Origin of the sequence: Pseudomonas sp. 102515, from assembly GCF_031085165.1 — a bacterium.
In the GTDB taxonomy this organism is placed as follows: domain Bacteria; phylum Pseudomonadota; class Gammaproteobacteria; order Pseudomonadales; family Pseudomonadaceae; genus Chryseomonas.
The window spans coordinates 289,486-310,224 of record NZ_JAVHTY010000001.1 but is presented as its reverse complement, the minus strand read 5'-3'; the positions used below and the strand labels follow the sequence as shown (position 1 = coordinate 310,224).

Annotated in this window: 12 protein-coding genes; 8 read left to right on the top strand and 4 right to left on the bottom strand. The window is 66.9% G+C overall.

Translation table 11 applies throughout. The features are described 5' to 3' along the window. Window positions 1-9: 9 nt before the first annotated feature. Together RCF34_RS01385 and RCF34_RS01380 are read right to left on the bottom strand one after the other, a co-directional pair. The gene (locus tag RCF34_RS01385) at window positions 10-1,218 is read right to left on the bottom strand and encodes an MFS transporter (RefSeq protein ID WP_308706549.1); all 1,209 of its coding nucleotides are present in this window, start codon (window positions 1,216-1,218) and stop codon (window positions 10-12) included. Then, window positions 1,215-2,423, bottom strand: a complete 1,209-nt coding sequence (locus RCF34_RS01380; RefSeq protein WP_308706548.1) for an MFS transporter — start codon at window positions 2,421-2,423, stop codon at window positions 1,215-1,217. The genes RCF34_RS01385 and RCF34_RS01380 overlap by 4 nt, the downstream gene beginning before the upstream one ends. A gap of 129 nt (window positions 2,424-2,552) precedes the next feature. On the opposite strand from RCF34_RS01380, the gene RCF34_RS01375 reads away from it, so the two are divergent. Next, entirely contained in the window at window positions 2,553-2,966 is a 414-nt protein-coding gene (locus RCF34_RS01375) for a DUF192 domain-containing protein (protein WP_308706547.1), read from the top strand. Between the two features lie 241 nt (window positions 2,967-3,207). On the opposite strand, the gene RCF34_RS01370 is transcribed toward RCF34_RS01375, so the two are convergent. Both RCF34_RS01370 and xthA read right to left on the bottom strand, forming a co-directional pair. Then, window positions 3,208-4,563 carry a substrate-binding domain-containing protein gene (locus RCF34_RS01370; RefSeq protein ID WP_308706546.1) on the bottom strand — a complete coding sequence of 452 codons (1,356 nt, stop codon included), beginning with the start codon at window positions 4,561-4,563 and terminating at the stop codon, window positions 3,208-3,210. Window positions 4,564-4,632: 69 nt separating this feature from the next. Beyond that, on the bottom strand, window positions 4,633-5,445 hold the full coding sequence (gene xthA / locus RCF34_RS01365; protein ID WP_308707502.1) for an exodeoxyribonuclease III: 813 nt from the start codon (window positions 5,443-5,445) through the stop codon (window positions 4,633-4,635). A gap of 121 nt (window positions 5,446-5,566) precedes the next feature. Between xthA and RCF34_RS01360 the strand changes: the two genes are divergently transcribed. The 7 genes from RCF34_RS01360 to RCF34_RS01330 all read left to right on the top strand — a co-directional run bounded on the left by RCF34_RS01360 (window position 5,567) and on the right by RCF34_RS01330 (window position 20,695). Further along, complete coding sequence (locus RCF34_RS01360; protein WP_308706545.1) at window positions 5,567-7,300, top strand: autotransporter assembly complex family protein; 1,734 nt, start codon at window positions 5,567-5,569, stop codon at window positions 7,298-7,300. Next, window positions 7,297-10,989 carry a translocation/assembly module TamB domain-containing protein gene (locus tag RCF34_RS01355; RefSeq protein WP_308706544.1) on the top strand — a complete coding sequence of 1,231 codons (3,693 nt, stop codon included), beginning with the start codon at window positions 7,297-7,299 and terminating at the stop codon, window positions 10,987-10,989. The genes RCF34_RS01360 and RCF34_RS01355 overlap by 4 nt, the downstream gene beginning before the upstream one ends. A 79-nt stretch (window positions 10,990-11,068) precedes the next feature. Continuing rightward, window positions 11,069-11,569, top strand: a complete 501-nt coding sequence (gene tpx, locus RCF34_RS01350) for a thiol peroxidase (RefSeq protein ID WP_308706543.1) — start codon at window positions 11,069-11,071, stop codon at window positions 11,567-11,569. 159 nt (window positions 11,570-11,728) lie between these two features. Next, window positions 11,729-12,964, top strand: coding sequence for an MdtA/MuxA family multidrug efflux RND transporter periplasmic adaptor subunit (locus RCF34_RS01345; RefSeq protein WP_308706542.1), 1,236 nt, complete (start codon window positions 11,729-11,731; stop codon window positions 12,962-12,964). 9 nt (window positions 12,965-12,973) lie between these two features. Beyond that, window positions 12,974-16,105, top strand: coding sequence for a multidrug efflux RND transporter permease subunit (locus RCF34_RS01340; RefSeq protein ID WP_308706541.1), 3,132 nt, complete (start codon window positions 12,974-12,976; stop codon window positions 16,103-16,105). A gap of 1 nt (window position 16,106) precedes the next feature. Next, the gene (locus tag RCF34_RS01335) at window positions 16,107-19,217 is read left to right on the top strand and encodes an efflux RND transporter permease subunit (protein ID WP_308706540.1); all 3,111 of its coding nucleotides are present in this window, start codon (window positions 16,107-16,109) and stop codon (window positions 19,215-19,217) included. Further along, a complete protein-coding gene (locus RCF34_RS01330) occupies window positions 19,214-20,695 on the top strand; it encodes an efflux transporter outer membrane subunit (RefSeq protein WP_308706539.1) in 1,482 nt (493 codons plus the stop codon). The genes RCF34_RS01335 and RCF34_RS01330 overlap by 4 nt, the downstream gene beginning before the upstream one ends. The last annotated feature ends 44 nt before the right edge of the window (window positions 20,696-20,739 follow it).

Genomic DNA, 20,739 nt, shown 5'->3' with positions numbered 1-20,739 from the left:
GGCGGCTACTCAGGTCTTGACTGCGTCTTGGCTCTCGCGAAGCGCTCGATGATAGAGGAGGGCGCTCAGGCCAAGCCCCATCAGGGCCATGAGGCCGGCGAAGAGGAAGATGGCGCTGAAGCCGAAGCCATTGGCGATCAGCCCGGCGAGCGGGCCGGTGATCCCCAGGGCCAGATCCAGGCACAGCGAGTAGGCGCCCAGCGCGGCACTGCGATTGGTCGGGGGGACCTTGACGATGGCTTCCACCCCCAGGGCTGGATAGACCAGTGACAGTCCGAAGCCGGCCATGGCCGCGCCGATTAGCGCCATCTGCGGGGTAACTGCTAGCCAGAGCAGCAGCAGGCCCAGGGTCTCGACGGTGAAACAGGCCAGGGCGACCCGAAAGCCACCCAGTTTGTTGATGGTGCCGGCGAACAGCAGCCGCGCACAGATGAAGGCTGCACCGAAGGCCGTGAGGCAGAAGGCGGCGTTGGGCCAGCCATTGCTCGCATAGTAGAGCGTGACGAAGGTAGCGATGGCGCCGAAGCCGACCGAGCTCAGCAGCAGGCAGAGACCGAACGGACTGATGCGCCAGAACACCTTGTGAAAGGGCAGGCGCTCTCCGGGAATCACCGGTGCCGGTTCCTTGTTCCAGGCCAGGGCCAGGCCCAGGGCACCCAGCAACGCGATGGCCACGCCCAGGCTCCACAGGCCCAGGCCTGCGACCATGGCCACACCTAGCGGGGCGCCGATCGCGAGGGCGCCGTAGGCGGCGATACCATTCCAGGAGATCACCTTGCTCACGTGCTGCATGCCGACGCTGCCCATGCCCCAGCTCAGGCAGCCGGTACCGATCAGGGCTTGGGACATGCCGAGGATGATCCTGCCGACGATCAGCAGGCCCAGGCTGAGGCCAGGCACGCTGTGCAGCGAGGTGGCCAGCAGGGTCAGCACGCCACAGGCGACGCAGCCGAATAGCCCGTAGATCACCCCGCGCTTGGCGCCGATGCTGTCGGCCAGCTTGCCGGCCAGGGGCCGGGTGAACAGGGTGGCGAGGTACTGGATGCTGATCGCCAGCCCCGCGATCACAGATCCGTAGCCGAGATCGTCATGCACGTAGCCTGGCAGGATCGCCAGCGGCAGGCCGATCGCTAGGAACAGCAGGAAGCTGAAGACGACGATCGAAACGATGCGCAGCGTGATGGCGAACGAGGTAGCGGGAGGGGCGGTCGTGGTCATGGCTGTTCTCGAGAGGACTCGTCGAAACGGCAGAGGAGGCGAACGCTCAGGGCGAGGCCGGCGAGCGCGGCCAGGGCGGCGCAGAGAAAGCTGGCGGCATAGCCGAAGTGGGTGGCCACGGTGCCGATCAGGGGGCCGGTCACTGCCAGCGAAAGGTCGATGAATACCGAATAGCCAGCCAGGGCGGCGCCCCGGTTGGAGGACGGAACCCGCTGCACCGCTTCCACGGCGAGCGCCGGGAACACCAGCGAGAAACCGATCCCGGTGAGGGCGGCGCCTACCAGGGCGGTGGTCACGCTGGGCGCCAGCCAGAGTATGGCCAGGCCCACCGCTTCCACCGCCAGGCTGACGATGGCGACGCGAAAGCCGCCGTGACGATTGATGGCGTTGGCACACACCAGGCGTACACCGATGAAGAAACCGCCGAACACCGTCAGGCACAAGGCCGCGCCGCTCCAGCCCTGGCTGGCGTAATAGAGGGTGATGAAGGTCGCCAGGGTACCGAAGCCAATGCCGCCCAGCGCCAGGCCGAGGCCGAAGGGCAGGACTCGGCCCAGCACGGTGGTGAAGGGCAGGCGTTCGCCGCGCACCGGGACGATGGGCGGACGGGGCTTGGCGATGCGATAACCCGCGACGGCCAGGCCGACGATGCTGACCCCCATGATCCACAGCCCCAGCGTATCCACCAGCACCACGCCCAGGGGGGCGCCTATGGCCAGGGCGCCATAGCTGGCGACGCCGTTCCAGGAGATCACCTTGGCGGTGTTGGCCGGGCCGACCCGGCCGATCGCCCAGGAGATGGCGCCGGTACCCGAAAGGCTTTCGGCGCAGCCCAGCACCAGCCGGCCGAGCAGCAGGGCGGCGAGGCTGACCCAGGGCCAGGCTTGCAGGAGCACCGACGCCAGCATCAGGACGCCGCTGAGGCCGCAGCCGAGCATGCCGTAGAGGACCGACTGTTTGGCGCCCACCGTATCGATGATGCGTCCGGCATGGGAGCGCGAGAACAGCGTCGCCAGGTACTGACTGCTGATCACCAGGCCGGCGATGATGGAATTGAAACCCAGTTGGTCATGCACGTAGCCCGGCAGCACGGCCAAGGGGATGCCGATGGTAAGGTAGGCGATAAAGGTGAAGAGCACCGTGCCCAGGGTGATGCGGGTGGCCAGGGCGGGTGAGGGTGCGGGCGGTAGGCTGGCGGTCGACATCGGACTCGAGAGTTGTCTGACAATGTGGGATAGATTGCTTTCGCCCGGTAAAGGTCACATGCGATGACATTTTTTGTCCATGCTCGGAACCGAGCGAAACGGCAAGGTTCCTGCCGGCTTGGCTGGCTATTGCTGACCGCACTGGTGGCCTTGCCTGCCGGGGCGGCAGAGCGGATCGAATTGGAAATCGGTGGGCAACGCCTGGCCGTCGAGGTGGCGACGACCCCGGCCCAGCGAGCCCAAGGACTCATGGGGCGACCGCCGTTGGGTGCCGGCGAAGGCATGCTGTTCGTCTTTGCCGGGGATGACGAGCGCTGCCTGTGGATGCGCGATACCCCCAGCGCCCTGGCGGCCGCCTTCATCGATGCGCGCGGCAGGATCCTCAACACCGTCGAGATGCAGCCACTGACCGATACCCGGCACTGCTCCCGGGCACCGGCGCGCTATGCGCTAGAAACCCAGACCGGCTGGTTTTCGGCGCGAGGCTTCAAATCGGGCGAGCGCATACAGGGACTGGAAGGCGTGGCGCCTGCATCCCGATGAGTCCGTGCCATTGAATCCTGAAAATTTTATATAAAGACTTTCAAAAACAAGTGCTTAATGGATTTTATAAGTGTTGATTCTAGATGGTGTGTGAGAAATCACTTTAAGTATGAAGTGGTGCTTGAAGTACTATAGGCACCTGTAGTTGACCGGCTCGGCAACGACCCCTCCTGTCCACGCAGGCAATGGGGCCGCCCGTTGCCCTTTACCGTTTCCTGCAAAAGAACCAGGCAATCGATCGCTAATGAATCCAGGCCTCGACGCGCTGGTTCTTTACCCGGCCATTGGCTGACAGTCCGGCCACGGGCAGCTGGTCGCCCAGAGAGAGTAGTTCGCTGGCGAAGGCCTGCTGATGCCGCAGCGCCGTGGCCACCGCGGTGGCCCGCAGGCGCGCCAGTAGCGCTGCCCGCGCCGGATCCTCGGTGGCGTCGTTGAAGCCCACCAGGATCAGCTGCCGGTTGACGTTCCCGGGCTGGCGCATGAAGGCGGCCAGCCGTTCGACATCGCGTAGCGCCTTGTTGTCCAGGCGCGCGCTGCCGGCGGTAAAGCGGAAGTTGACCGTGAGGCGCTGCGCTCGACGTGCCAGCTCGCTGTAGGCCGGTGGCATACCGCGGGTGTCACCTATGGTCAGAGGCCCGATGCGCTGGGCGACGAAGCCGCTTTGCTGCACCACCGCCTGGCCCGCCGGGGTCTGGCTGAATTCCAGCAGGCTCCGCGCCCAGTCCGAACGATGAGCCGGCGGCGCATACAGGAAGAGGCGGCGGGCGAGCGGATAGTCTTCGGTGGCTATGCTGTCTTCGCTAGGCGCTATGGCGCGGCCTTCACCGTCGCGCAGGGCGAGCTTTGGCGACTCGGCAGCCGCCGCCAGGCTGGTGAAGCCAATGCCGGCGGGATCGTCGGCCACCCGCTGCGCCAGTTCTTCGTTGGACTCGAAGCGCCGGGCGGCGGCGCTCAGGCGTTTGCCGGCCGCATTCAACACCAGCTCGCGAAAGGTGTCGTAGGTGCCCGAGCGATCATCGCGCGCATAGATCCGGATCGGGCCAGGCGTGCCGCCCAGTTGCCGCCAGTCGCCGACTTCGCCGGAGAAGATCTGCGCCAACTGCCGCAGATCGAGTTCCCGCAGCGGATTGCCGGGATGCACGATGATCGCCAGACCATCCAGGCCGATGACGTATTCCGCCTCCTTGCTGCGCAGGTCACCCAGACTGGCCAGGACACCCACTTCGCTATCGGTGACAGGGCGCGAGGCCGCGGCGAGATCGGTCGCGCCCGCGGCCAGGGCGGTAAAGCCGGTACTGGAACCGTGGGCCGCGATCTGCACGGCCACGGCATTGCCCTGCGGGGCTCGGGCCACCAGTTGCCATTCGTCCATGACGGCGGTGGGTACTACCTGGGGATCCCGGTAGCCGCGTTCGGCGAGCAGGGCCGCGACCAGGCGCGGCCCCAGACGGGCATTGATGGTGTTGGAGCCCTGCACGCGCAGGAGATTGGTCGTGGATTCGCTGGCCAGCAGGGGTGAGGGCAGCAGCGGAAGCAAGGTCGCGAGCACCGCTCGCCGCAGAAAGGCGCGGCGGAATACCGGGGCGGAGCAATTCATGGGTCGGCCTCGAGCCTAAAGCGAGGCCGCAACCTTAGGGGTGCCGCATGACGCTGACGTGACAGGACTTCATGTCAATTCTAGCCAGATCGGCGCATGGTCCGAAGGTTTTTCCATCCCGCGGATCTCGTAGTCCACTCCGGCGGAGACGATGTGCTCGCGCAGGGCCTGCGAAGCGAGGATGGTGTCGATGCGCAGGCCGCGCTTGGGTTCGTCCTCGAAGCCGCGACTGCGATAAGGGAACCAGCTGAAGCGGTCGTCGACTTCCGGATGCAGCTGGCGATAGCTGTCGATCAGGCCCCAGTCGAGCAGCCGCTGCATCCACTCGCGTTCTTCCGGTTGAAAGCTGCAGGCGCCGGTGCGCAGCCAGCGCTTGGCATTGGCAGCACCGATGCCGATATCCCGATCCTGGGCCGAAATATTGAAGTCGCCCATCAGCAACAAGGGCGTGTCCGGCGAGAAACGTTCTTCAAGTAGATTCTGAAGATCCGCGTAGAACTTCCTCTTGCCAGGGAATTTTGTTGGATGAGCAATATTCTCACCTTGAGGAAAATAGCCGTTCATGACCACCAGCGGCTGACCTTGGCGGTCGGCGAAGACGCCATAGATGAATCTCTTCTGGGATTCTTCGCCATCACCGGGAAAGCCCTTGTACAACTCCAGAGGCGCCAGGCGCGACAGCAGGGCCACACCGTAGTGACCCTTCTGGCCGTGATAGTGCACGTGATAACCCAGGGCCTCGACCTCAGCCAGGGGAAACTGGTCATCCGAGACCTTGGTTTCCTGCAGGCCGATCACATCCGGATCATAGCGCTCTATGATTGCAGAAAGTTGATGAGGTCTTGCACGCAAGCCATTGATATTGAAGCAAACTACCTTCATAACGCCCTCCCAAAACGTGGATGGCCCTAGCCTAGCAGAAAGCCTGTTGCCGAAGCGGCGACCTGGCGAACCCTGGCCACTCCCGTTTGTCTCACAGCGCAACGCCCGTTAGCATTCCTGTATGAATAAGCCGAACGCTCTACGCCGCGCTCTGATTGGAGTTTGTTGTCTGCATGGCGTGGCCTGGGCGGCACCGGCCGAAGTCAGCGTTCGCGTCCAACCCGCCAACTACTCCCTGCGAGACAACATCCAGGCCTACATCGGCTCCGTCGAAGGGCGCGATATCGCCGGCCTGCAGCGTCTGCGCCCGGCCACGGAACGGCAGGCCGGGCAGGCCGCCCAGGCGCTTGGCTATTATCATGCGCAGATCGAGACGCGGGTGGAGACAGGCGAGCCGCCACGGCTGATCGTCGAGGTACGGCCCGGTGAGCCGGTTAAGCTGCGTAACGTCGATATCCGCATCGAGGGCCCGGCGCGACAGTTGCGGGCCTTTCAGCAGCCGATTCCCGCAGGCTTGAAGCCAGGCCAGCCGCTGAACCAGGGTCTCTACGAGGACGCCAAGGGCCTGATCCAGAATCAGGCGCAGCGTTATGGCTTCTTTCGCGGCACCTTCACCCAGCACCAGCTGCGTATCGATCCCGCCACCGGGTTCGCCGACATCGCCCTGGTGTTCGACAGCGGTCCGCGCTTCGTCCTCGGCGAGGTGTCCTTCGCAGGGGATGCCCCCTTCGATCCCGACCTGCTCCAGCGCATGGTGCCCTTCGCCCAGGGAACGCCCTACGATTCCGAGCTGATCGCCGATTTCCAGAGCAACCTGCTGGCCAGCGGGTTCTTCGACGGGGCACGGCTCGACACCTATCCCAAGCACGAAGGCGCCGCCGAGGTGCCGGTGACGGTCACGCTGCGGACCCGCAAGCCACGGACCTTCGGTTTCGGCCCCGGCTATTCCACCGATGTCGGCCCACGGCTGAGATTCACCTGGGAAAACCACTGGCTCAATGCCCAGGGCCACAGCCTGGGTGCGGAAGCGGAGTTGTCGGCGCCACGCCAGAGCATCGCCACCTGGTACGACATTCCGGGGCAGGACCCGATCAACGACAAGTTCCGCTTCGCCGGCGGCTACCAGTACGAGCAGATCGCCGACGACGACTCCCTCAGTCAGTTGCTGACCGTGGGCCCCGAGTGGCATCGCAGGTTTCCCAATGGCTGGGAGCGGGTGCTCTCGCTCAAGTGGCGCAACGAAAGCTATCGCCTGGGCAATGACGAAGGCACCTCCAACCTAGTGATGCCAGGGGTGGATTTCTCCCTGCTGCGCAGCGATAACCGCATCGACCCCAATCGCGGCTACCGTCTGCAATTCGGCGTCTCGGCGGCGAAGGAAGGAGTGCTCTCGGACGCCAACATGATCCATGCCACGGCGCTGGCCCGCGGGCTGATCACCGTGGGTGACGGGCACCGCTTCCTCGGGCGCCTGCAACTGGGCGGCAACTTCACCAATGGCTACAACAAGGTCCCGCCGTCGCTGCGCTTTTTCGCCGGCGGCGACCAGAGCGTTCGCGGCTACGACTACCAGACCCTGTCGCCGGAAAACGACGAAGGCGACTATGTGGGGGGTCGCTACCTCGTCGCCGGCGGCGTCGAATACCAGTATCCCCTGCGTGACAAATGGCGCCTGGCCACCTTCATCGACCAGGGCAGCGCCTTCAACGCCCTCAACAATTACGAACTCAAGACCAGCGTCGGCATAGGTGTGCGCTGGGTCTCGCCGGTAGGGCCGATCCGTGTCGATCTGGCCCACGGTCTCGACGAACCCGGCGGTATCCGCCTGCACTTTTCCATAGGGCCTGAGCTGTGAAGTCGGTAGGCGGTGTCATCCTCGGCGTATTGGCGGCCCTGCTGGGCGCCCTGATCCTGCTGCTGGCCCTGGTACTGGGCAACGCCGGCGTCGGCCGTCTGGTGCTGGAACGGGTCCCCGGTCTGACCCTGGTCGATTTCCAGGGTCGCCTGGGTGGCCATTGGCAGGCTCGGCAGCTGGTCTGGGAGGGGGGGGCCACCCGGGTGACGGTCGAGGCCCCCGAATTCGGCTGGCGACCCGCCTGCCTGCTCAGGCTGCAGCTGTGCATCGATACCTTGGTCGCCTCGCGCATCGCCATCGAGCAGGCGCCCAGTCCGCAGCCTGCGCCCGAGCAGAGCGGGCCCGTCCAGTTGCCCAGCCTTGGCTTGCCCTTGGGTGTGCAGCTGGGCGACGTACGGATCGGCGAGATCTTCTACAACGGCGCCGAGCAGGCCCGCGACCTGGAACTCCAGGCCCTCTGGCAGGCTGATGGCGTCGCCATCGAGCGACTGGCCGGCATGGCCCACGGCATCACCCTGGATACCCACGGCCGGCTGCAGCCAAGCGGTGCCTGGCCGCTGCAGTTGCAGGGCACCCTCGGCCTGCCCGCACCGGGGGCCGCGTCCTGGTCCCTGGTGCTCGAGCTGGACGGCGAGTTGCAGAAGACCTTGCAGCTGGAGGCCGACAGCAGCGGCTATCTGCCCGGACGCCTGACCGGCACGGTGCAGCCGCTGGTGGACAACGTCCCGGCCGATCTGCAACTGGTGGCCGATGGCTTCAAGGCGGCCGCCAGCCTGCCCGATACCCTGAGGCTGAATGATCTCAAGCTGACCGCACGGGGCGATCTGGCCGCGGGCTACGCCCTGGTCGGCCAGGCCCGGTTGCCGGGCGAGGGCGGTCCGGTGGACCTGAATCTGGAGGGCAGGGTCGATGCCAAGGGCGCGCGGATCGCCGCCTTGCGCCTCCAGGCCGCGCCCGAGCAGCGCGTGGCGCTGGGCGGACGAATCGACTGGCAGCAAGGGCTTGCCGCCGACGCCACCCTGGATTGGCGCGATTTCCCCTGGCGGCGGCTGTACCCCATGGCCGAGCCCCCGGTAAGCCTGCGGCGTTTGCAAGGCGAGGTGGCTTATAGAGACGGTGCCTATCTGGGCAATCTCCAGGCTGCGGCCACCGGTCCGGCCGGTGCCTTCACCCTGGCCACCCCCTTCAGCGGCGATACCACCCAACTCAATCTGCCATCGCTGGATCTCCAGGCAGGCCAGGGGCGGGCGCAGGGCAAGGTCAACCTGGGCTTCGCCGAGGGCGTGAGCTGGCAGGTGGCTCTGGATCTGAGTCGCCTGGATCCAGCCTTCTGGGTCGCCCAGCTGCCCGGCAGCCTGGCCGGTCCATTGCGCAGTTCCGGTGCCTTCAGGGATGGCCGCCTGCAACTGGACGCCGATCTGGACCTCGAGGGCCGGCTGCGCAACCAGCCGGCCGTGCTGGCAGCCAAGGCCAAGGGCGCCGGCGAGCAATGGCAGGTCTCCCAGCTGGACATCCGCCTGGGTGAAAACCGGATCCAGGGGCAGGGCGCCCTCGACCAGCGGCTGCAGGGCCAGCTGCAGCTGGATCTGCGTCGCCTCGGCCAACTCTGGCCCGATCTCTCCGGCAGCGCTCAGGGCCGCCTGGATCTGGCCGGCACCCTCAAGGCGCCAACGGGCCAGCTGCGCCTCGACGGGCGCCAGCTCGCCTATGCCGACAACCGCATGGGCAGCCTGGCGCTGGCGGCCGCCCTGGATGATCGCCAGCGCGGCAATTTGGACCTGACCGCCCAGGGCCTGCAGGCGGCCGGGCGCGCTTTCGGCGTCTTGCGGTTGCAGGGGCAGGGCGACCGTCGCCGGCAGCAGGCCGAGCTGTCGCTCAAGGGCCCGCAGCTCAACCTGACGCTCACGGCCGGCGGTACCCTGGCCGACAACGGCAGCTGGCAAGGCCAGCTGGCTCGCGGCGCGGTTGCCGCTAGTGGCCAGAACTGGACACTGCAAAGCCCTGCACGCATCGAGCGCCTGGCCAATGGTCGCCTGGAGCTGGGCCGGCACTGCTGGCGTTCCGGCGCCGCCAGTCTCTGTGGTGACGATCAGCAACTGCTGCCGGATACCCGGCTCGCGTGGCATCTGCGCGCCTTCCCGCTCGCCAGTCTGCAACCGTTGCTGCCGCCGGAAATGGTCTGGCAGGGCACGCTCGATGGCGATGTCGATTTGCGCCTGCCCAAGGCCGGGCCCGATGGCGAGATCCGTCTCCAGGCCGGACGTGGCAGCCTCAAGCTGCGCGACGCCGCCGGCCAGTGGCAGACCTTCGGCTATGACAGCCTGGACGTCACCAGCGCCCTGAAACCGCAACAGGTCGACACCCAGGTGCGCCTGACCAGTGCCGATCTTGGCCGTCTCGACGTCCAGGCCCGGCTGGATCCCCGCGATGCGAACCAGGCGCTGGCTGGCCGCTTTCAATTGCAAGGCTTGAATCTGGCCCTCGGCAAGGCCTTCGTCGAAGGCATCGAACACCTCGAAGGCAAGATCAACGGCGCGGGCGAGCTGGGAGGAACCCTGCTGCAACCACGCGTCAATGGCCAGATCCAGCTCACCGGCGGTGACATCGGCGGCGGCAGCGTGCCGACGCGCCTGCAGGACCTCGGCCTGATCGCGCGCATCCAGGGCGATACCGCCCTGCTCGACGGCGGCTGGCGCAGCGGCGCCCAGGGGCGTGGCCAGATCCAGGGCAGCGTCGGCTGGGCCAGTGGTCTGGACGTCAACGTGGCGGTGACCGGCGACAAGCTTCCCGTCAACGTCGAGCCCTATGCGCAGCTGGAAGTGGCGCCCAATCTCAAGATCCTGATGCAGAACGGCCGCCTGGCCCTGGCGGGCGAGGTGCGGGTGCCGCGCGGGCGCATTCGGGTTCGGCAACTGCCGCCGTCCACGGTCAAGGTGTCGGACGATGCGGTCATCGTCGGCCAGGAGGCGCCCGCCAGGCAGCAGCCAATGCAGATCGCCATGGACGTCGATGTGCTGGTCGGTTCCGACAAGCTCACCTTCGATGCCTTCGGCCTGTCCGCCGAGATCGTCGGCAAGGTGCACATCGGCGACAACCTCGACACCCGCGGCGAGCTTAATCTGCGCAACGGTCGTTACAACGCCTACGGTCAGCGCCTGACCATGAGGCGCGCCCGGCTGTTCTTCCAGGGCCCCATCGCCCAGCCCTATATCGATGTGGAAGCCGTGCGGGTGGTGCAGGAGCAGAACGTCACCGCCGGCCTGCGGCTTTCGGGCTTCGCCCAGCAGCCGCGCATCGAGGTGTTCTCCGAACCGAGCATGAGCCAGGAGCAGGCGCTGGCCTACCTGGTGTTGGGGCGCCCGCTTTCCAGCGGCAGCGAAGGGGACAACAACGTGCTCGGTCAGGCGGCGCTGGCCCTCGGCCTGGCCGGCAGCTCCGGTACCGCAGGCGCCCTGGCGCAGCGGTTGGGCATCCAGAACTTCCAGCTGGATACCGCCGGGTCGGGCGACAAGACCAGCGTGGTGGCGTCGGGTAACCTCACCGACAGATTGTCGGTGCGCTATGGGGTAGGGGTGTTCGATTCCGCCAATACCGTCGCCCTGCGCTACCAGCTCACCCGCCGGCTCTATCTCGAGATCGCCAGCGGTCTGGCTAATTCCCTGGATTTCTTCTATCGCCGCGATTTTTGAAGCGGGGGCGCGTAACACTTTGATCGGGTGCGGAAAACGTGTTTACTCCCTGTCCCGTCCCATTAGAAAGGAGCCGTTCATGGCAACCGTCAATTTGCGTGGCAACCCGGTAGACGTGCAGGGCAACCTGCCGCAGCCTGGCCAGCAGGCCCCGGCCTTCAGCCTGGTCAATGGCGATCTGCAGGACATCACTCTGGCTAGCCTCGCCGGCAAGCGCAAGGTGCTCAACATCTTCCCCAGCGTCGATACCCCGACCTGTGCGGCTTCGGTACGCAAGTTCAACACGGAAGTCGACAAGCTGGATAACACCCTGGTGCTGTGCATCTCCGCCGACCTGCCGTTCGCCCAGAAGCGGTTCTGCGGCGCCGAAGGCCTGGAAAAGGTCGTGAACCTCTCCACCCTGCGCGGTGCCGAATTCCTGCGGGACTATGGCGTCGCCCTGGCCAGCGGTCCGTTGCGGGGCCTGGCCGCCCGCGCCGTGGTGGTGCTGGACGAGCAGGACAAGGTGCTGCACAGCGAGCTGGTGCCCGAGATCGGCCAGGAGCCGGACTACGCGGCCGCACTCGCCGTTCTCGGCTGATCGACGTCAACCCACCGCGCAGAGCGGTGGGCGCTTCGAAACGGGCAGGCGCCTCTTGTGTCTGCCCGTTTTGCTTTAGGTAAAATCGCAGTAAAGGGGCTGGTTAGCCGTCTCGCTACTGCTTATCTTCCGCCTTTCCCAGCGTGTACGTATTCTCCGATGTCCGACTCTTCGCCTAGCTCGTCTTCCCGTCGCCGCCTGGTCTGGCTGTTCGTCCTCGTGGTACTGGTTGCCGCGGGCGGCTGGTACTGGTACCACCAGCACGGCCAGAAGAACGAGGCCGCCGCCGGCAAGGGTGCTCGCTCGCCCTTCGGCATGACCGGACCGACCCCGGTGCGGGTGGTGGCGGTGGAGCAGCGCAGCTTTCCCATCGTGCGCAAGTCCATCGGCACCGTGACGGCGCTCAACACCGTCAACGTCCGCACCCGGGTCGCCGGCGAACTGGTGCGGGTGGCCTTCGAGGAAGGCCAGAAGGTCAAGGCGGGCGAGGTGCTGGCCACCATAGATCCACGCCCCTACGAGGTGGCCCTGCAACAGGCCGAAGGCACCCTGCAGCAGAACCAGGCGCAGCTGCGCAACGCCGAGCTGGACCTCAAGCGCTATCAGGGCCTGTTCCGCGAGGACAGCATCGCCAGGCAGACGCTGGATACCCAGGAAGCCCTGGTCAACCAGTACCGCGGCACCCTCAAGAACAGCCAGGCCGCGGTGGCCGATGCCAAGCTGAATCTGGCATTCACCCAGATCAAGGCGCCCATCGCCGGGCGCGTTGGCCTGCGCCAGCTGGATGGAGGCAACCTGCTGTCCGCCAACGACAGCACCGTGGTGGCCGTCATCACCCAGACCCAGCCGATCTCGGTGGTCTTCACCCTGCCGGAAAGCCAGCTGGGCGAATTGCTCAAGCGCGCCCGCGCCGGCCAGACCCTGCCGGTCGAAGCCTGGGATCGCGGCGGTTCGCGCAAGGTCGCCGACGGCACCCTGCAGAGCTTCGACAACCAGATCGACACGGCCACCGGCACCCTCAAGTTCCGCGCCCGCTTCGCCAATGGCGACGAGGCGCTGTTCCCCAATCAGTTCGTGACCGTACGGGTGCGTGAACAGGTGCTGGACCAGGCGCTGGTGGTGCCTTCGGCGGCTATCCAATTCGGCTCCAATGGCACCTTCGCCTACGTGGTGGGGCCCGACAACAAGATCCAGGTGCGCAGCCTCAAGCTGGGTCCGGATGACGGCAGCCTGACTGTGGTCACCGAGGGCCTGGCCGCCGGTGACCGGGTGGTGACCGAAGGCACCGATCGCCTGCGCGAGGGCAACGAGGTGGAGGTGGTCACCGGTGCCTCGGCGGCGCCCAGCGAACCGGCCAAGCCGGCGGTACGCAAGCCCGGCAAGACCCAGGGCTGACCGGCCGCGATGGATATCTCGCGCCCCTTCATCCTGCGCCCGGTCGCCACCACCCTGTTGATGGTGGCGCTGCTCATCGCCGGTCTGCTGGCCTATCGCCTGTTGCCGGTCGCGGCCCTGCCGCAGGTGGACTATCCCACCATCCGCGTGCTCACCCTCTATCCGGGCGCCAGCCCCGATGTCATGACCAGTGCCGTCACCGCGCCGCTGGAGCGCCAATTCGGGCAGATGCCGGGCCTGTCGCAGATGGCCTCCACCAGCTCCGGCGGGGCCTCGGTCATCACCCTCAGATTCAACCTGGAACTGGACCTGTCGGTCGCCGAGCAGGAGGTCCAGGCGGCGATCAACGCGGCCAACAACCTCCTGCCCAACGACCTGCCGGCGCCACCGGTGTACAACAAGGTCAATCCGGCCGATACGCCCATCGTTACCCTGGCGATCAGTTCCAGGACCTTGCCGCTGCCCACGCTCTACGACCTGGTCGATACCCGCATGGCACAGAAGCTGGCCCAGGTCAGCGGGGTAGGCATGGTCAGCCTGGCCGGTGGCCAGCGGCCGGCCGTGCGCATCCAGGTCGACCCGGACAAGCTCGCGGCCCACAACCTGACCCTGGCCGACGTGCGCAGCCTGGTCACCAGCGAGAACACCAACCAACCCAAGGGTAGCTTCGACGGCCCCACCCGGGTCGCCACCCTGGATGCCAACGACCAGCTGCGCGATCCCAAGGCCTACGGCGACCTGATCCTGAACTACGCCGACAACGGCGCCCTGCGCCTGGGTGACGTCGCCACCATCGCCCAGGGCGCGGAAAACGACCGCCTGGCCGCCTGGGCCAATCGCAGCGGCGCCATCCTGGTCAATGTCCAGCGCCAGCCCGGCGCCAACGTCATCCAGACCGTCGACCGCATCCAGGCGCTCTTGCCCAGCCTCAAGGAAAGCCTGCCGGCCGGTCTCGACATCGCCGTGCTCAGCGACCGCACCGAGACCATCCGCGCGGCGGTGACCGACGTCCAGCACGAGATGCTGCTGGCGGTGGGGTTGGTGGTCATGGTCACCTTCGTTTTCCTGCGCCGTTTCAGCGCCACCCTGATTCCCTCGGTCACGGTGCCGCTGTCGCTGATCGGCACCTTCGGCGCCATGTACTTGGCCGGCTTCTCGCTGAACAACCTGTCGCTGATGGCCCTGACCATCGCCACCGGGTTCGTCGTCGACGACGCCATCGTCATGCTGGAAAACATCTCCCGGCATCTGGAAGAGGGCGCCACGCCAATGGCAGCGGCGCTCAAGGGCGCCCGCCAGATCGGCTTCACCCTGGTGTCCCTGACCGTCTCGCTGATCGCGGTGCTCATCCCGCTGCTGTTCATGCAGGACGTGGTCGGCCGCCTGTTCCGCGAATTCGCCATCACCCTGGCGGTGGCCATCCTCATCTCCCTGGTGATCTCCCTGACGCTCACGCCGATGATGTGCGCACGGCTGCTCCAGCGCGAACAGGCCGGCGAGCACCGGCTGGTCTGGCTGGAACGGCTGATCGCCGGCTACGGCCGCGCGCTGCGCTGGTCGCTGGCCAACCGGGCGCTGATGCTGCTGCTGGCGGTGGCCACCTTCGTGCTCACCGCGGTGCTCTACCTGCTGGTGCCCAAGGGCTTCTTTCCGGCCCAGGACACCGGGTCCATCCAGGGTATCACCGAGGCGCCCCAGTCGATCTCCTTCCGCGGCATGAGCGAGCGCCAGCAGGCGCTGGCCGAGGTCGTGCTGCAGGACCCGGCGGTGGCTAGCCTGTCCTCCTATATCGGCGTCGACGGCGACAACGTCACCCTCAACAGCGGCCGCATGCAGATCAACCTCAAGCCGCAGGGCGAGCGCGACGTGACTGCCCAGGAGGTGATCGACCGCCTGCGTCCCGAGGTCGCCAAGGTGGTGGGCATCACCCTCTACATGCAGCCAGTGCAGGACCTCAGCGTCGAGGACCGGGTCAGCCGGACCCAGTACCAACTCAGCCTGGACTCGCCCGACGCCAATCTGCTCGACACCTGGGTGCCGCGCCTGACCGAGGCGTTGCACGAGCGCCCGGAACTCACCGATGTCACCAGCGACCTGCAGAACAAGGGCCTGCAGCTGTACCTGACCATCGACCGTGATGCCGCGGCGCGCCTCGGCGTGCAGGTCTCCGCCATCACCGACGCCCTCTACGACGCCCTCGGCCAGCGGCAGATCTCGACCATCTACACCCAGGCCAACCAGTACCGGGTGGTGCTCGCCAGCGCCGCCGCCGACAGCCTGGGACCGGATGCCCTCAGCCAGGTCTGGGTGAAGGCGGGCAGCGGTACCTCGTCCAGCGGCAGCAGTGGCACCGGCACGGCCACCATGACCGAAACCGCCACGGACACCAGTCGCACTCCGGTGCGGCTGTCCAGCCTGGTGAAGATGGAGCAACGGCCGACCCGGCTGGTGATCAACCACCTCAGCCAGTTCCCGGCGGTGACCCTGTCGTTCAACCTGGCCAACGGCGTCTCCCTAGGCGCCGCGGTGGCGGCCATCGACGCGGCCAAGCAGGAGATCGGCCTGCCGGTGGGCATCAACACCCACTACCAGGGCGCGGCGGCGGCCTTCCAGGCCTCGCTGTCCAGTACCCTGCTGCTGATCCTGGCGGCGGTGGTGGTGATGTATATCGTCCTGGGGGTGCTCTACGAGAGCTTCATCCATCCGCTGACCATCCTCTCGACGCTGCCCTCGGCGGCCATCGGTGCCCTGCTGGCCCTGCTGCTCACCGGCAACGACCTCGGCCTGATCGCGGTGATCGGCATCATCCTGCTGATCGGCATCGTCAAGAAGAACGCCATCATGATGATCGACTTCGCCCTCGACGCCGAACGCCACCAGGGGCTGAAGCCGGAGGAGGCCATCTACCAGGCGGCGTTGCTGAGATTCCGGCCGATCCTCATGACCACCCTGGCCGCGCTGTTCGGCGCGGTGCCGCTGATGCTGGCCACCGGCGCCGGCGCCGAGTTGCGCCAGCCGCTGGGCCTGGTGATGGTCGGCGGCCTGCTGGTCAGCCAGGTGCTGACGCTGTTCACCACCCCGGTGATCTACCTGGCCTTCGACAGCCTGGGCGAGCGCCTGGGTCGGCGCAGGACGGCCTGAGGTGAATCTTTCGGCGCCCTTCATCGCCCGGCCGGTCGCGACCCTGCTGCTGAGCCTGGCGCTGCTGCTGCTCGGCGCCATCGCCTTCCGGCTGTTGCCGGTGGCGCCCCTGCCGCAGATGGACTTCCCGACCATCACGGTGTCGGCGACGCTGTCTGGCGCCAGTCCCCAGGTGATGGCTTCCAGCGTCGCCACGCCGCTGGAGCGTTCCCTGGGCACCATCGCCGGCATCAGCTCCATGACCAGCCGCAGCAGCCAGGGCTCGACGCAGATCATCATCCAGTTCGATCTGGACAAGGACGTCAACACCGCCGCCCGCGAGGTGCAGGCGGCCATCAATGCCTCGCGCAACCTGCTACCCAGTGGCATGCGCCAGATGCCGCGCTATCGCAAGGTCAATCCGTCCCAGGCACCCATCATGGTGTTTTCGCTGACTTCCAAGACCCTGAGCAAGGGCGAGCTCTACGACCTGGCGTCCACGGTGCTGGCGCAGAGCCTGTCCCAGGTCAGCGGCGTGGGCGAGGTGCAGATCGGCGGCAGCTCCCTGCCCGCGGTACGCGTCGAGCTGGAACCGCGCCAGCTGGAGCACTATGGCCTGGCGCTGGACGACGTCCGCACCGCGATCAACAGCGCCAACCAGCGCCGGCCCAAGGGCGCGGTGGCCAACGACGAGCACAACTGGCAGATCCAGGCCAACGACCAGCTGTTCAAGGCCGCCGACTACGCCCCCCTGATCATCCGCTACCAGGATGGCGCGACGCTGCGCCTGCGCGATGTCGCCAAAGTCAGCGATGCGGTGGAAGACCGCTACAACGCCGGCTTCTACAACGACCAGAGCGCGGTGCTGCTGGTGGTCAATCGCCAGGCCAACGCCAACATCATCGAGACCATCGCCGCGCTCAAGGCGCGCCTGCCGGCGCTGGAGGCCATCGTCCCGGCCAGCGCGCGGCTGGAAGTGGCCATGGACCGATCGGGGGTGATCAAGGCCACCCTGCATGAAGCCGAGCTGACCCTGATCATCGCCGTCTTCCTGGTGATCGGCGTGGTCTGGCTGTTCCTCGGCCGGCTGCGCAGCGCGGTGATCCCGGCCCTGGCGGTGCCCATCTCCCTGGTGGGGACCTTCGCCGTCATGTACCTCCTCGGTTTCTCCCTCAACACCCTGTCGCTGATGGCCCTGATCCTGGCCGCCGGGCTGGTGGTGGACGATGCCATCGTGGTGCTGGAGAACATCGCCCGCCACATCGACAACGGCATGGCGCCGCTCAAGGCGGCCTACCAGGGCACCCGCGAGGTGGGCTTCACCCTGCTGTCGATGAACGTTTCCCTGGTGGCGGTCTTCGTCGCCATCCTCTTCATCGGCGGCATCGTCGAAAAGCTGTTCCGTGAATTCTCCCTGACCCTGGCGGCGGCCATCCTGGTGTCGCTGGTGGTGTCCCTGACGCTGACGCCCATGCTCTGCGCGCGCTGGCTCAGGCCCCACGATCCGGCCACCGAAAGCCGCCTGCAGCGCTTCAGCGAGCGCGCCCATCGCCGCCTGGTGGCGGGTTACGACCGCAGCCTCGGCTGGGCCCTGCGCCATCGGCGCCTGACCCTGCTGAGTCTGATCGCCACCATAGCGCTCAACGTGCTGCTCTATGTGGTGGTGCCCAAGACCTTCATGCCGCAGCAGGACACCGGCCAGCTGATCGGTTTCATCCGGGGCGACAACGCCCTGTCGTTCCAGGTGATGCAGCCGAAGATCGAGATCCTGCGCAAGTCGCTGCTGGCCGATCCGGCGGTGGCCAGTGCCTCCGGCTTCGTGGGTAGCTCCGGCTCCGGCAGCGGGGTGAACAACGCGGTGATGCTGATTCGCCTCAAGCCGATCGCCGAGCGCCAGCTGGATGCCCAGAAGGTCATCGAGCGCATCCGGGCCAATGCGCCCAAGGTGCCGGGCGCCCAGCTGTTCCTCATGGCCGACCAAGACCTGAGATTCGGTGGTCGCCAGCAGAGCACCTCGTCCTATGAATACAACCTGCTCTCGGGCGACGTCGGGCTGCTGGAAACCTGGCAGCCCAAGGTGCTGGCCGCGCTCAAGGCGCTGCCGGAGCTGACCGCGGTGGACGGCCGCGAGGGCAGCACCCAGCAGATCACTCTGCAGATCGATCGCGAGAAGGCCAAGCGCCTCGGCGTGAACATGGAGACCGTGGCCGCGGTGCTCAACAACTCCTTCGCCCAGCGGCAGATCTCGACCATCTACGAGCCGCTCAACCAGTACAAGGTGGTGATGGAGATCAATCCGCGCTATGCCCAGGACCCGACCGTTCTGGAGCAGGTGCGGGTCATCACCGGCAGCGGCGCCCAGGTGCCGCTTTCGGCCTTCGCCTACTACACCAACAGCCTCGCCGAGGACCGCGTCACCCACGACGGCCAGTTCGCCTCGGAAAGCATCAACTTCGACCTGGCGCCGGATGTCAGCCTGGAACAGGCGACCCGGGCGGTGCAGCGCGCCGTGGCGGCCATCGGCCTGCCCAGCGATGTCCAGGGGCGCCTGGGCGGTTCGGCCAACATCTTCGCCAGCACGGTGTCCGGGCAGCCGCTGATGATCCTCGGCGCCCTGGTGCTGGTCTACATCGTGCTCGGCGTGCTCTACGAGAGCTACGTGCACCCGCTGACCATCCTCTCGACGCTGCCGTCGGCCGGGGTAGGGGCCTTGCTGGCCATCCAGCTCACCGGCGGCCAGTTCAGCCTGATCTCCATGCTCGGACTGTTCCTGCTGATCGGCGTGGTGAAGAAAAACGCCATCATGATGGTGGACCTGGCGCTGCAGCTGGAACGCCAGCAGGGGCTGACGCCCGAGGAGGGCATTCGCCAGGCCTGCCTGCTGCGCCTGAGGCCCATCCTCATGACCACCATGGCCGCCATCCTCGGCGCCGTGCCGTTGCTGATCGGCGATACCGAAGGCGCCGAGATGCGCCAACCGCTGGGCCTGGTGATCGTCGGCGGCCTGGTGCTGAGCCAGATCCTCACGCTCTACACCACCCCGGTGGTCTACCTCTATTTCGAACGCCTGCGCCGCCGCGTCAATCGCTGGCGCGGCATCCGTACCGACGCTGCCCTGGATACGCCGCTATGACCCCAACCCTGCGCCTGCCGACGCTGACCCTGGCTCTGCTGCTGGCCGGCTGTACCCTGGGCCCGGATTACCAGCGGCCGACCACCGCGGTGCCGGTCGCCTATCGCCACGCGGAAGGCTGGCAGGTGGCGGCGCCCAAGGATCTGGAGATCCGTGGCGACTGGTGGCGGCGCTACGATGATCCGACCCTCGACCGCCTGATGGTCCAGCTGAACCAGCGCAACCAGAGCCTGGCCCAGGCCGAGGCGACCTATCGGCAATCCCAGGCCCTGGTCGGCCAGGCGCGGGCTTCGCTGTTCCCGACCCTGTCCAGCAGCCTGGGCGCCACCCGCTCCGGGCGCGGGGGTGGTTCGGGCAGCAACACCGTCATCCGCAACTCCAATGGCACCAGCAGCACCTTCAGCAGCGGTGGCACCAGCACCATCAGCAACGCCTACGACGCCAGCCTGGGGGTGAGCTGGGAGCTGGATCTCTGGGGCCGCGTGAGGCGCCAGGTGGAGGCGGAGCGGGCCTCCGCCCAGGCCAGCGCCGCGGAGCTGGCGGCCACCCGCCTGAGTCTGCAGACGCAACTGGCGACCAATTACCTGCAAGTGCGGGTGCTGGACGCCCAGCAGCGACTGCTCGATGCCACTGTGGCCGCCTACGAGCGTTCCCTGCGCCTGACCCAGAACCAGTACCGCGCCGGCATCGTCACGCCGGCGGATGTGGCCCAGGCGACCACCCAGCTGAAGAGCACCCAGGCCGACGCCATCGACCTCAGGTATCAGCGTGCCCAACTGGAAAACGCCATCGCGGTGCTGGTCGGCGAAGTCCCGGCCAATTTCCAGCTGGCGGCGGTCAAGACAATTCCTGAATTGCCGCCGCTCCCGAGCGCGGTGCCCTCGACCCTGCTGGAGCGGCGTCCGGACATCGCCCAGGCCGAGCGCCAGGTCATGGCCGCCAATGCCGCCATTGGCGTCGCCGAAGCGGCCTACTACCCCGACCTGACCCTGAGTGCCAGCGGTGGCTACAGCGCCAGCCAGTGGGGCAACCTGATCAGCACGCCGAATCGCTTCTGGTCGATCGGGCCATCCTTTGCCCTGTCGCTGTTCGATGGTGGCCTGCGCCGGGCCCAGGTGGAGTCCGCCGAGGCCAGCTACGACGCCAGCGTCGCCGGCTATCGCCAGACCGTGCTGGATGGCTTGCGCGAGGTGGAGGACTATCTGGTGCAGCTGCGCACCTACAGCGACGAAGCGGGCGTACGCCAGGAGGCGCTGGATGCCGCGCGCCGGGCCCTGCGACTGGCCGAGAACCAGTACCAGGCCGGCCTGATCGGCTACCTCGACGTGGTCACCCTGCAGACCACCGCCCTGAGCAACGAACGTACCAACCTGACCCTGCTCGGCAGTCGCCTCAGCACCAGCGTCCAGCTGATCGCCGCGCTCGGCGGTGGCTGGGATGGCAACGTCACACCCCCGGCGCCGCCCCGGCGGCCCTGACTGCGGGCATGAAAAAGCCGGGCATTGCCCGGCTTTTTCATGTC